This is a genomic window from Methanimicrococcus hacksteinii (assembly GCF_032714515.1).
Taxonomy (GTDB): Archaea; Halobacteriota; Methanosarcinia; order Methanosarcinales; family Methanosarcinaceae; genus Methanimicrococcus; species Methanimicrococcus hacksteinii.
The window spans coordinates 28,901-41,747 of the sequence record NZ_JAWDKC010000028.1 but is presented as its reverse complement, the minus strand read 5'-3'; the positions used below and the strand labels follow the sequence as shown (position 1 = coordinate 41,747).

The 12,847-nt window shown below is 43.2% G+C and carries 13 protein-coding genes; 8 read left to right on the top strand and 5 right to left on the bottom strand.

Annotation, left to right across the window (positions count from 1 at the left end; all coding sequences use genetic code 11):
* Positions 1 to 40 precede the first annotated feature (40 nt).
* The 8 genes from MmiAt1_RS08150 to MmiAt1_RS08115 all read left to right on the top strand — a co-directional run bounded on the left by MmiAt1_RS08150 (position 41) and on the right by MmiAt1_RS08115 (position 7,112).
* Positions 41 to 181: a hypothetical protein gene (locus tag MmiAt1_RS08150; RefSeq protein ID WP_318786390.1), complete on the top strand. Its 141-nt coding sequence runs from the start codon at positions 41 to 43 to the stop codon at positions 179 to 181.
* A 442-nt stretch (positions 182 to 623) separates the two neighbouring features.
* A complete protein-coding gene (gene cls, locus MmiAt1_RS08145; RefSeq protein WP_318786389.1) occupies positions 624 to 2,099 on the top strand; it encodes a cardiolipin synthase in 1,476 nt (491 codons plus the stop codon).
* A gap of 267 nt (positions 2,100 to 2,366) precedes the next feature.
* A complete protein-coding gene (locus MmiAt1_RS08140) occupies positions 2,367 to 2,597 on the top strand; it encodes a hypothetical protein (protein WP_318786388.1) in 231 nt (76 codons plus the stop codon).
* Positions 2,598 to 2,636: 39 nt separating this feature from the next.
* Entirely contained in the window at positions 2,637 to 3,782 is a 1,146-nt protein-coding gene (locus tag MmiAt1_RS08135; RefSeq protein ID WP_318786387.1) for a fibronectin type III domain-containing protein, read from the top strand.
* Between the two features lie 221 nt (positions 3,783 to 4,003).
* On the top strand, positions 4,004 to 4,771 hold the full coding sequence (locus MmiAt1_RS08130) for a Fic family protein (RefSeq protein WP_318786386.1): 768 nt from the start codon (positions 4,004 to 4,006) through the stop codon (positions 4,769 to 4,771).
* 144 nt (positions 4,772 to 4,915) lie between these two features.
* Positions 4,916 to 6,163 carry a methyl coenzyme M reductase-arginine methyltransferase Mmp10 gene (mmp10, locus tag MmiAt1_RS08125; protein WP_318786385.1) on the top strand — a complete coding sequence of 416 codons (1,248 nt, stop codon included), beginning with the start codon at positions 4,916 to 4,918 and terminating at the stop codon, positions 6,161 to 6,163.
* A gap of 88 nt (positions 6,164 to 6,251) precedes the next feature.
* Positions 6,252 to 6,953, top strand: a complete 702-nt coding sequence (locus MmiAt1_RS08120; RefSeq protein WP_318786384.1) for an ADP-ribosyltransferase — start codon at positions 6,252 to 6,254, stop codon at positions 6,951 to 6,953.
* Between the two features lie 3 nt (positions 6,954 to 6,956).
* Positions 6,957 to 7,112: a hypothetical protein gene (locus MmiAt1_RS08115; protein WP_318786383.1), complete on the top strand. Its 156-nt coding sequence runs from the start codon at positions 6,957 to 6,959 to the stop codon at positions 7,110 to 7,112.
* A 93-nt stretch (positions 7,113 to 7,205) separates the two neighbouring features.
* On the opposite strand, the gene MmiAt1_RS08110 is transcribed toward MmiAt1_RS08115, so the two are convergent.
* The 5 genes from MmiAt1_RS08110 to mcrG all read right to left on the bottom strand — a co-directional run bounded on the left by MmiAt1_RS08110 (position 7,206) and on the right by mcrG (position 12,840).
* Positions 7,206 to 7,823: a hypothetical protein gene (locus MmiAt1_RS08110; protein WP_318786382.1), complete on the bottom strand. Its 618-nt coding sequence runs from the start codon at positions 7,821 to 7,823 to the stop codon at positions 7,206 to 7,208.
* A 58-nt stretch (positions 7,824 to 7,881) separates the two neighbouring features.
* On the bottom strand, positions 7,882 to 8,436 hold the full coding sequence (locus MmiAt1_RS08105) for a hypothetical protein (RefSeq protein WP_318786381.1): 555 nt from the start codon (positions 8,434 to 8,436) through the stop codon (positions 7,882 to 7,884).
* A gap of 138 nt (positions 8,437 to 8,574) precedes the next feature.
* Positions 8,575 to 10,176: a hypothetical protein gene (locus tag MmiAt1_RS08100; protein ID WP_318786380.1), complete on the bottom strand. Its 1,602-nt coding sequence runs from the start codon at positions 10,174 to 10,176 to the stop codon at positions 8,575 to 8,577.
* A 171-nt stretch (positions 10,177 to 10,347) separates the two neighbouring features.
* Positions 10,348 to 12,066: a coenzyme-B sulfoethylthiotransferase subunit alpha gene (gene mcrA / locus MmiAt1_RS08095; protein ID WP_318786379.1), complete on the bottom strand. Its 1,719-nt coding sequence runs from the start codon at positions 12,064 to 12,066 to the stop codon at positions 10,348 to 10,350.
* Between the two features lie 12 nt (positions 12,067 to 12,078).
* A complete protein-coding gene (mcrG, locus tag MmiAt1_RS08090) occupies positions 12,079 to 12,840 on the bottom strand; it encodes a coenzyme-B sulfoethylthiotransferase subunit gamma (protein WP_318786378.1) in 762 nt (253 codons plus the stop codon).
* Positions 12,841 to 12,847 lie beyond the last annotated feature (7 nt).

The window sequence follows — 12,847 nt, the reverse complement described above, 5'->3', positions numbered from 1 at the left end:
CGAAGAACTTGAAACAGGCGTTTCAGCGTTATTGTTCTTTATGTCATTTGCATTCGATTCACTGCCGGCTGCCGCAGATGTCGCGGGCGTTGTGCTTGCCGCCTCCGTGACCGTTGCAAAACCCGTTCTGCTTCCTTTTCCGCTTGTCTTGCCTGAACTTGTTTCCGTCCATTTTGCATAAAGCGTTAAATCGTCGCCAAATAATGTTTTGTTAGAGAGTGTTTTGCCGAAAGAAGTTCAAAACGGAAGCAAACGAAATGAAAAATTTTATGCAAATTCTTAAGACCGGTGAAAGAGTTTAGAATAGTGGTCAAAGAAATCGAAAATTTTTTTGAAACAAAGAGGCGTTCCCGAAAAAAATTCGCGGCAGATTTCAAATCCGGATTTTCATTTCAAATTTCTTCAAATTCCTTCAATTTCTTCAATTTCTTCAAATTTCTTCGATTTTTTTCAATTTCTTTAAAATTTTACAGAATTCTAAAAGTTTACAAAATTCTCAAGTTTTTCAAATCTCTCAATTTTTTACAAACAGACATTGTACAAAAACGGTTATATCAAATTTCAGATATAATAGGAATAAATAAAAAACGGTAAAACGAATCGGAATAACGGCGGGGAAATTTATGTTAATTGATTGGATCATTGTTCAGGAAGTCTATCAGATTCTTTTAATGGTCATAACGATATTCAATTTACTGGCCGCGGCCGTCATTGTTTTTTATGAACGGAGAAGCCCTCAGATTGCCGCCGCCTGGATTTTACTTCTTTTGTTTATCCCGATTTTCGGTTTTATCATCTACGTTTTCTTCGGGCGCCGCCTTTACGGCAAATATAAGTTTGACAAAAAAATGGAAGCAGACGATCATTTTGAACGGATTTCATCTCATCAGATCGAGCAATTGAAAACATCCGACCTGAAATTGTCCGACATCGGCAAAAAATTCGAGCCGACGATTGCACTTTTTTTGAATCAGGATCATGCCGCGTACTCGGCAAACAACAGCATTGATGTTTACATTCACGGAGATCAAAATTTCCGAGAAATGGAAAACATAATTCTGAACGCTGAAAACCATATTCATATGGAATATTACATCATTCGGAATGATCCGCTCGGCCGGAGAATTATGAGCCTTTTGACACAAAAAGCAAAAGAAGGCGTGGAAGTCCGGCTTATTTTTGATGCCGTCGGCGTTCATAAAGTTCCCCGTTCGTTTTACAAAGAATTTAAAGAAGCCGGCGGAAAAGTTTACATTTTATTTCCGCTGCTGGTGCCGTTCATTAACACGCGCATCAATTACCGCAATCATCGGAAAATATTGGTCGCCGACGGCCTTGTCGGCATGATCGGCGGCTTTAACATCGGCATTGAATATCTCGGAGAAGGGCCGCTCGGCTACTGGAGAGACACGCATTTGAAAATCAGCGGCGGGGCTGTTGCAAGTCTTCAAAAGAGATTTATCAAAGACTGGAATTTCGCCGCCGAAGAAGATGCCATTAAAGATGATTCAAAATATTATCCGGCCGACATTGTGCTCCCGAATGGAAAAACGGCCGTTCAGATCGTCTCGTCCGGACCGGACTCCGAGAACGCGGCCATTTACAGCGGTTTTTTAAGTTTAATCGGCCGGGCGAAAAAATCAATTTACATCCAAACGCCTTATTTTGTCCCGGATCAGAGTATTTTTGAAGCGCTCCGGATTGCGATTTTATCCGGCATCGACGTGCGGATTGAAATTCCGTGCAAAGCGGATATGCCGTTTGTGTATTGGGCGTCTTTTTCATATTTAGGCGACTTGATTCGCCTCGGCGCAAAAGGATATTTGTACAACTGCGGATTCATTCACAGCAAAACCGCAGTCATTGACGGTGAAGTTGCGACCATCGGAACGGCGAACTGGGACATTCGCAGCTTCAAACTGAATTTTGAAACAAACGCCTTCGTCTACGACCGGGATTTCGGAGAACAGATGAATGACATCATCTTAAACGAACTCGAAAAAGACTGCACGCAAGTCACGGTTGAACAATACAACAGCCGCCCGCTCTCGACCAAAATTAAAGAAGGGATTTGCCGTTTGATTTCACCGCTTTTGTGATTCAATATGAAATGAATCCTATGTCAAAAAACAAAAAGCAACTTAAAAATCAAAAAATAAAAAATAAAATGAATCAAATATTTGAAAAAACGAACCTATTTTTTCAGTAAAATTTCAAACGGGCTCAAAATTTCAGCACCCGTCGTCGCTTTAAAAAAAGTATACCATTGATATAATAGAATATATTAAACCTAATTTTGGAATATCTTTATATGGAATAAATATTATTTAACAGTAAAAATTACTATTAAGACGAGGGGTTTAAAAATGGGGATTATAAAAAGAGCAAAAAACAGCAAAATATTACCGGCATTTCTGCTTTTGATATTGATTATTTCTTTCATTCCGGTTGTTTCCGCTGCAGTTCCGGATGCGCCGACAAATTTAAAAACAACAACGAAGGGATTGAGCGAAATTTATTTGGAATGGACCGGATCAGACAATGCCGAAGGATATTGTATTTACAGATCAGAGGCTGTAATGGGATCCTACAGTTAGATTATTCAAACAACAGACACCAATTATCAAGATTATGGATTGGGCTTTGATACCACCTATTATTACAAAATAATTGCTTATAACGGAGACGGAAAAGGACCTGAATCAGACATCATGGACGGAAGAACTGCCAGACTTGAACGGCCTCAAATCACTGCAGAAACAGACGGAGCACATTCAATTCAAGTTGAATGGACTCTTGTTGAAGGCGCTGATTACTATGGGGTATATAGATCAACATATGACGGTGAATATGCCGTCATTGAAAGAACCGGTTCAAGCAAAACAACCTATAAAGACTCCGGATTGAGCGCCGGTTCATTATATTATTACAAAATTATTGCCGGCACAGATCAAGGCGCTATGGCCGAATCAGATTCTGCTTCTGCATGGACTTTATTGGATGTGACCGCAAAAGCTGAAAATTCAAGCTCAATTTATTTGGAATGGACCGAAAGCTCTCTTTCAAAAAGTTATAAACTGTACAGATCAACATCTCCGGTTGACGGTTATACAGAAATTACCCTTGTAAATCCTTCAAAACCGAACCATTTAGATACCGGACTAGAGCAAGATACGACTTATTATTACAAAGTTGAAGGATATTTGGAGTCGAAAAAGATCGGGCCCGTATCCGAAACTGCATCTGCGGCAACGCATAAAATCGGCATTCCGACATTAACGGCAACAGCGCTTGACACATCAAGAATTCAATTGACATGGAATGAAATCGACAACGCTTTTGATTATGATTTGTACCGTTCTCTTGAAGAAGACGGAGAATACGAAAAAATTGAATCGATTGATTCAGCCGAATTAACAGAATATATCGATGCCGGTTTGGCTCATTCAACACTGTATTATTACAAAATCGCTGTATACGACGGCGTTAACAGAGGACCGAACTCGACCCCCGCATGGGCAGCAACATTAACACCCGATGTTCCCGAGCCCGAAAAACCGAATCCCGGAGATTCCGGATCGGGCAAAAAAACGGTTAAAACCGCCGGAAACGGAAGCACCGGATCTGCCGTTCAAGGTTTTGAAGCGCCGATAACGTCTCAGGACGGAATTGAAGACGGAAAAGCTGCTTACGGTTTCCCGACGATTTTTCTTCTCGGTATTATATTGTGCATTTTCCTTTATGTCCGCATGAAGAGAAGAGAAAATGAAGACGAAAATTAAAGAAAAGAAAAATTTTGATTTTCTTTAATTCGTTTTAATTTTTGATATTTTTTTTGATATTTTGCGATTTTTACATTTCCTTCACTTTTGCTTTATTCTCATTTTTCTTGTGTTTTGTTTTAGCCTTTGTTTCCGGGTTGTCATTTCAATTTTCGGCTGCCGGCCGAATTCGTCAATATTTAAATAATTGAACTTGAGTTTAGTCTCTTGAGGAAACAGAAATGGAAGTGACCGACAAGAAATTTTTCATGAAATACAACGATGCCGCCGGCCGGAAATTGAAAGCAAATACGGCAGCGTTTATTGAAAAATTCGGCCGTTTATCGGAAGACGAAACGGAAGACGTTTTCCGTCAGCTTGCCTGGTGGCTGTGGGAGGCGGAGAAAAAAACACCTTCCAAGGATGTCGGCGAAGATGAAATTGTCAGAGGCATTCTTGCTTACAGAACAGCTTATCAGAAAGAATTGAACGAGCAAAACTTCCACGAAGCCGTTTATTATTTATCGGAAATCCTGAAAGGACCGAACAAAAAAACAATGACGATTGCTTACCGCCGTGTTCAGGTCGCCATTTTTAACGAACGCGGACGGCGGATTTACAAACCTCCCGAACCCGAATATGTCGAAGCGCTGATGACGGCTTTGTTTCAGCAGATCCGGCAGCTGCTTCGGCAGGAAATGTCGCTGGCCGAAGTTTTTTACCACGCTTCTTTGATTCATCTGAAAATGTTTTTAATTCACCCGTTTGTGAAAAACAATATGAAAGCCGCAATTCTGCTTGAAAAGTGGTTTTTGGCGGAAAAACTCGGAAAAACATACATCATGCTGCCGTCTGAAAAATATTATTGCCTGAACAAAGACAGATACAACACAAACACGCTGCTCGGAACAACTTACAGCAATGCGGATGATGACCGAAGCCTGCCTTTTTTGCTGATGCTTCCCGAAGCATTGAAAATCGATGATGTCGGCATTCATTCGGAAGAGTAATTCAGAAATTCATTCAGCCAAATTCGTTCATACGAGTTTGTTCAGTCAAGTTCTTTCATACGAATTTGTTCAGTCAAGTTCGTTCAGCCAAGTTTGTTCATTCACTCAACAATTTATTAATATCAAACATTCTTTTTAACACCCATGGAAATCTTAGTCGACGTCGGCGGGAATCCCGGAACGGACTGCCGCGGATTCTGCAAATATTGCTATTTTAAAAAAGTCGGGGCAACGGAGCCGCTCGGCTGCAAATACTGTCCGCCTTTTATGAAAGGGTGCGACTACTGCACCCGAAGCGTCCGCGAATCCCATCACGGATTTAAGCCGATGAGACAGGTTTTGGATGAAACCGCTTCTAAGATTTACGGCGCAAATGCCTCTGACATCACCGGGTTTATCATTACCGGCGGCGGCGACGTCAGCTGTTACCCTGAATTTCTGCCGCTTCTGACATTTCTTTCCGACTTCGGCCTGCCCGTTAAAATCGGTTACACAAGCGGAAAGGGATTTGACGGATCGGAAGGATCGTTTTTAAAAGATGCCGGCATCAAAGAAGTTAACTTCACGCTTTTCGCATCCGATCCGGCGCTCCGGAAAGAATACATGCACGATCCGACGCCCGAAATGTCGCTTAAAGTTTTTGAAGAACTTTGCGGATTCTGCAACGTTTACGCGGCAATTGTTCTTGTTCCCGGCGCAAACGACGGCGCCGTTTTGGAAGAAACGCTTTCATGGCTTGAAAAAACCGGCGCGAAAGGCGCGCTTTTGATGCGTTTTGCCAACAAAACGGAAAACGGTTTGATTCTCGGGAACGAACCGGTGATTCCGGGTGTTGTTTCTCATACGATTGAAGAGTTTGCCGAAATCGTTCGAACCGCCGCGGCGAATCATCCGAATCTTCGGATTTCCGGAACCCCGCTTGAGGATCCGCTTTTGGATTCACCCTTTGCAATCCGAAATGTGCCCGAAGCACTTGCCAGACTTCCGAAAATCAATATGGAAGCAACAATTATCACAAGCATTGCCGCCGCGCCCCGCCTTTCCGAGATTTTTGAAAAACTCGGCGGGATCGTGAATATCATTGCCGCCGAAAAAGACATCGGCTGTTTGATTACGGCCGACGACCTCAGAAAAATAAACCCGGCGGAGATGAAAGATACTGTTTTCATTCCGGGGCGCTGTTTTGTTCACGAAAAAGATATCAAAGACATTTTGATTCCCGAAAAATCAAAAAGAATTGTTCGGCGCGGCCCCGACACGCTTTCCGTTGACGGCGAAATGTCGGCAAGCATGACAAAAGAAGAATTATTGGAATTTGAGATTCAGGCATTTACAGAATTGATTGAACAAATCAACGCGCTCGGTTTGCCGCCTGCCGAAGATTCCGCTTAAATTTTTTTGCGCGAAATGCCGAGAATATAAACATTACGATTTTTGAAAAAACGATCAGCTTAAGGATTTTGAGCGAAAGCAAATCCTTATGGAAAAAATAACAGAGAATGAAACTGTCAATCAACGGCTGAACCGGTTTGGAAATGCCGTTTCGGAAACGCCTGCCAAATACACCGCAAATCCGAAATCCGGCGTCAAATGCATTGTTTTAGAAGAGTTGACGCCTGCAGAAAACGTTGCCGTCGGAAATTATCAGGACGTACATCCTTGGAACGAACAAAAACAGGATTGGAGTTTTGAAATTCTCGAACCCTGGCGTTCAAAAACATACTGTTACGTGATTAACAATTGCTGCCGCCGCTCGGATTTTTATGACAGAATGATCCGCGAAGAAAAAGAACTCATTGATTTTCACATTGAAAACTTGGACTCTGCAATCGAAAAAGGAAGAGTGAAAGGAAATCCGTTTATTTACAGAGGTGTCTCGGATGTTGACTGGCTGCCGAAGGATCATTCCGTCGGGACAGAATATGTTGAGGATGCTTACGGAAGTTTCAGCTTGAAATTAGGAAAAGCATTGGAATACACAAATTCTGAAAAACCGATTATTTTTCAGTTGAAAATAAAACCTGAAATGAAAGCTTTGAAAATTGATGATTCTGAATTTGAAGTGTTAAGACCGAGAAGATTAAATTATACAATTGTTAACATTTCGAAACATTTAATTAAAAGTTCGGAAGATGAATTAATTGAAGTTATATTTTATGATATTCAAGAAAAGGAGAAATGAAAAATGAGACATGAAAAATTCAGTGAAATATTTAGGCCGACCGGACGAATTATTGAGTTTACGCCGGAAGAGTTAGAAGAAATAGAACAACTCAAGATAGAAGCTCAAAAAGATAGAGAAGAACGATTTAAGCGCGCCGAACAGGGATTGCCATATTAATTTCGCATTTCAAATACCATATCGAACTAAAAGCCCTTTCCAACCTACTCTTTTTAAATTTTCATCCGATTCTTTTATTTTTGCTTCATATGCTTACTGTTCTGTTTTTCTTTCCTGTGCTTTCGCAATTTCGTCTTTTAATTCTTCAATTGAAATTGAACCGTAATGTCCGTTTTCAAAAACGCCGTCATCAATTTCCGTAAACACATTCGGCTCTCCGATATAATACCAATCCAAAACGTTATTATCGGCATCATAATTTGTTCTCAGAAACAGCAAAACGTTATCGCCGGTTTCAATCCATGGGAAAGAGCCGACATGAAGTGCATAACCGTCTGCTTCTCCGCCGGGCGTGCGGACAGTCAATTCGGAAACATTGCCTTTCAAAACATCAATGTTTTCAAGTTCATAATACGTATAAATTCCGGCGTCCTTGAGCTTGTATTTTGACAAAGGCTTCTTGCCGTCTTCGGTTCCCCAAGCGCCGTATTTATCGGAAACCGTGCCGACGACGATCAAATCGAAATCTGCCAGCTCTTCAAATTCGGGAAAATCATAACAAATCACCATCATTCCGATGCTGCCGTTAACAGGCAGTCCTGTTCCTCTTTGATGTTCCCAGCTGTCGCCGACGCCCAAAACCGCGACAACGATTAAAACGGCGAAGAAAGCAATCACCGCGATTTTCATTCCTTTTGAACTTTCAATCATATTGATCACGAATACTTTTATAACATATTTATTCTGCGATTCCGGCCGAACCTGTGATTTATGCCGCGGATCCCGAAGCTATGTCCTGTTTCAGCTGTTCTGTTGAAATATTGCCGTAAACATCGTTTGTAAAAATACCGTCGCCGGTTTCCGTAAAAACGCCGGGCCAATGAATATAATACCATAAAATCCGGTTCCCGTCGGCATCTTTGTTGGCCGTCAAAAATAAAAGCACTTGATCGCCGACTTCAAAGGAAGACGTTTGCGTGGCTGTCAGCGTGTAACCGTCAACTTCACCGCCTTGAGCGCGGCCGATGATTGTTGTTGTATTTCCCTTCAAAACGTCATCGGGCCGGAATGTATATTCGGTGTAAATCCCGGATTTATAAATACCAAAACCGGAAGGCTTTTCGCCGTCATCAGTTCCCCAAACACCCTTTTTGCTTGTGACCGTGGCGACCACAATGAGATCAGAATCTGAAACCAATTTATCATAATCCGGAATATACCAATTGATCATGATTTCACCCAAATTTTTATTTCCGGGCTTTTGGCTTTCATAATACACGTAAGCGGCAACGGATGCAATAATGAGAACGGAAATTGCAAGCAAAATAACACCGAGTTTTCGGGATGTGAGTTTTGAAGACATATTAATCAAAAAATAAAAGAGAAGAGATTATAAATGATTTGCTTTGATTGCGAATGAGTTGGAAGTTAAAAACAAATAAAAACAGAAAAAAACAGAGAATTAATAATCATACGTTATGTACTTCTCAATTCTTTCCAATGTTTTTTGATATTCCTCTGCCATTTTCTGGAGTTCTTTTTTGTTATGTTCTTCAATTCTGTAATCCGTTGTTGAAGCACCCATATAATAATGGCCGTCGTTTTCCCAAAGGAAAATCAAACAAATGTCGCCTTCCTTCAGCGGCGAAACTTTCGGATCCCAATGCTGAGGTCTGAAATATCCCGAACCGTCCGATTCAAGGCCGGACGTGTTCACGACTCTTTGAAGTGTCCAATTCTCCCGCTTAACATAATCTTCCATCATTTTATTTGTCATGTAAGAAGTCGTGTATGTGAAATTGATTTCTCCAGAAAGGTTGCCTTTAATCGGACTGATAACACGGACTTGGTGATCTTGAACGGATCTCATGTCGCCGTCATACACAAGCTTATCCTTTTCGGTCGAGGTCAGCATTTCGCCGATGAAAACTTGAGGCGAGAAAGCCATTCGCTGATACATTGACAGTTCGTCTTCAGGCATTGAAATTAAAAATTTCAAATCGTCATAAGGAATGGATTTGTTTTGCCACATCCCTTCATAATTCGAACCGTTTTTAATCAAGTAACCTTCCGTCACACAAATTTCGTAATCGGAATTGCCTGTCGATGATCCGTCAATGAACAAAACATATTCGTCGCCGACATTCCATGCAGGTGTTTTCATGTCTGTTTTCAAATAAATGTGATCGATTTCAAAATTGCCTTTCAGAATTTCATTGACGTCAAAATAACATTCCCGATTGGAAGAATAAATCCAGGGAGAGCCGAGTTCTTTCAATTTCGCTTTCCCTTCGGGTGTTGAATTATTCCATTCGGCTGTTTCGGTAACGGTTGCTGAAACAATAATTGCAGAACTGCTGATATAATCTGCCAAAGTCAAAGCAACATAATCAATCGCCATACCGCCGCCGACAGTCGGCCCGCCCCAAGGATTCCAATAAGTCACTTCAAGCGTATCCATAACAACAGGGTCAACCGGATCAACAATCCCGAGATTTGATTTTTCAATCTTCTCTTTCAAATCCGCGTAAGTTGATTTGAAACGTTCGCCCGCATATTCAGCACCGGCATCAATATCGGCATCAACACCGGAACCAACATCGGCATCAGATTTCATATTTTTCAAATATCCTTGAGTTGTCATAACCTTGTATTTGCCGTCATACCCTTCGGAGATAAAAAAGACAAACTCGTCGCCGATTTCGAAATTCAGCGGCTTATAATTGCTGTGAAGAATGACCGTTTGAGGAGAAAGATCACCTTTTAAAACGTCATCAACTTTCAATATGACTTCTTTCTCGCCGAGGTTTTGTGTTGCTTCAATAACAGTTCCTTTGAAAATGAAATCAGATTCGGAAATAATACTGTCTAAAGTAAAAGTATCATAAGCTGTATTGGGATTGGAATCCAACGTTACAGTCATACTTTTAGAGAGATTATCGTTCCCGTTTGTATCACCTTCATTTTGATCATTTCTGTAGATACTCCAAACGGCAAAAGCACAAGCAATAACCAAAACAGCTGCCAAAATGACAGTTATAATTTGCATATTTTTTGTTTTCATCAAACGTACATCCCAAAAAAATTGATGCAATTTTATAAAACACAATTGTTTATATGCATATCGGTTTTGAAAAAAACGAATTTTTCAAATAACCCGAAAAACCACTTTAAAAAAAGAAAAAGATTGCCGGACATGAAAGTCCGGCAAAATTGAATTTTAGATTTTACAGAATTATTTGGCCGGGATGACCAATGTTCTTTCACCGGCAGGCTCGAATTCTCTGAGTGCGCCGCGACCGAATTCGTATCTCGGTCTGGTGAAGTCGAACGGAAGGAGGTCGTCTGCGAAACAAACTTTGACCAACGGGTTGACGGTGTAGGCATCGCCTCTTGTGGAGTGTGCTGCCATTGTGATACCGGCATAGCCGCCCTGGTGACCGACGTTCATAGCGTAGTTGGGGTAGTTGGGACCGCGGAGTTCTGCGGGAGCACCTTCGTCGCCCTGGTATGAACAAACATTGGAGGCACCGCACTGGTCCTGCAAGTCGTAGCCGTAGAAGCCGAGACGGCCCCATGCTTCCTTGTGGAGGTACATGGAGAGGTACCAGCCGGAAAGACCTGCGTTACCGTTTCCTGTTGCGATGGAGACACCACAGCCGGCTGCGGCTGCGAGGGATGTTGCTCTCTGGGAACCGCCGAAGTGGTCTTCAAGGGCAGACGGGTATCTCTCGTATTCTTCGATACCGAAGAGTGTGGATTCTGTTGCGATGTCTTTGATGACTTCGTTGGTTGCCTTCACTTTGTTTGCAGTACCGGTCTTGGCTGCGTTGTTGTACTTCTTGTTGATGTAATCAAGGTTGTAGTACAAGTTGTTGTCCAAAATGTCGTCAGTGTAACCTGCGGTTGCGTACTGTGTGAAACCGACACCACCGGACATGTAGGAACCGAGCCAGATCTGGTCGTACATGACACAGCCTGCGCCGACAACTTCGAGAGCGACCTTTGCGGGGTCGTCGACGTTGACACGGCTGGACTGGACAATGTCACAGAGGTGACCGAAGGAAACGCCTCCGGGTTCGTTGGGTGCTCTGACACGTCTTGCGGGGAGCATTTCACCCATGTTGATGGAACCAGCGTGCTTTGCAGCGTAGGACAAGTCAGCGACAGCTGCTTCACCGGCGCACATGTTGTATGCGGAGATGAAGGACATACCGATCTGCATGGCAGACCATCTGCTGGTCTGACCGCCGTCAGTAGATCTGATGACGATTGTCGGGATGTGAAGTGCCTGCCAGGAAGAGTTTCCGATGGCTGCCTTTAACTGTTCTGCCTGTTCTGCGGGGAACATCTTGTTGATGTCGATTAAGAACTGCTTGTCGATTTCGTCAGCGAGGTCATCGTTACCGGTGAACATCTTAACGTAACAGTCGTCGACCAAGCCGGGGTGACATTCGACCATCATTTCCTGAACGACAGCGCCGCCCGGAAGGGAGTGGTTGAGGTTTTCGAGGTAGTTGTTGATTGTTTCAGGTGTAACTTCCTTACCCAATCTCTTCTCGAGTGTGTCGTGAGCCATGTCGAGACCGACAATGTTGGTTCTCTTAATGTCGTCAACCATCTGCTGCATTGCGGCGTTGTTGACATAGTGTAAGTCATCCGGGTCACAAACAAGGTCTGTGCCTGAAATTCTGTACGGGGTGATGGCTCTCTGACCCAACGGTGCACCGCTGTGCATCATGGGGTTGTAACCGGCAAGTCCTCTTTTCTTTGCGATTTCTTTACCGGCTTTAATCATTTCTCTCTTTCTGGGGCTCTGTTCCGGACCAAGTCTGTAGAATTTCTCAGTCTTGGATGTAATGTCGGTTCCGCCCTGTCTGTTGTCACCATAGTCCTCAGCGAACTTGATTTCCATGGATCTCTTAAATCTTGCAAAAATATCTTCTTGTGCCATTTTTGTCACTCCTTACTGTGCTTTCTCCACACCGGGTCTGAAACCGTACTGAGTTCTCTGCAAGTAAACGCGCTGAACCCATTCAACTGTTTCTGCGTCGGATCTGAACGGAACGTTGTCCACACGGTAGATGGTGGTTCTCTTGGCTAATTCGTCTTCGGACATGGGTTTGCCGAGGTTGACTTTTCTGTCGAGCGGAATTGCGACCTGGTCTTTGTCCATGATGATGACGTCGCCTTCGAGTCTTGCTCGATCAAGCATGTCGAACATAACGCCGTCTTCCTGGAGACGGACAGAGTGACCGTGGACAGTTGCACCGCGGAGGCTTGAGCGTGCCGGGCAGGTCATCTCGGTTTCGAGCTGGTCCTTTGCGACAATTTCCATGTCTCTCTCACGTGCTTCGACGATCTGACGACCGGAAAGTGTACCGGGGTCGACACCTCTGAAGTTGATGGCTGCGTAGTAGGATCTGACGTACGGAACGGACGGTGCGTTGTACATAGAGTCAACGAACTGAACGTATCTGACACGGTCGCCTGCTTTTGCGCCGGGTGTGGGTTCGACCAATTCTCTGATCGGGCACGGCGGTTCTTCCATTTCCGCTAACGGCGGGTGGGTGCTGGGGTAGTCCTGACCGGGGGCACGGTGGCCGAGGATTGCGGTCAAGTCTTCGTCGGAAATTTCTCTCAATTTTTCCAAGTCATGGCCCATGTGTTTTCTTCTGTTTTCTGCAACAGAGGTTGTACCGGGATAATATTGTGCTTTGTATGCCATATTCTTA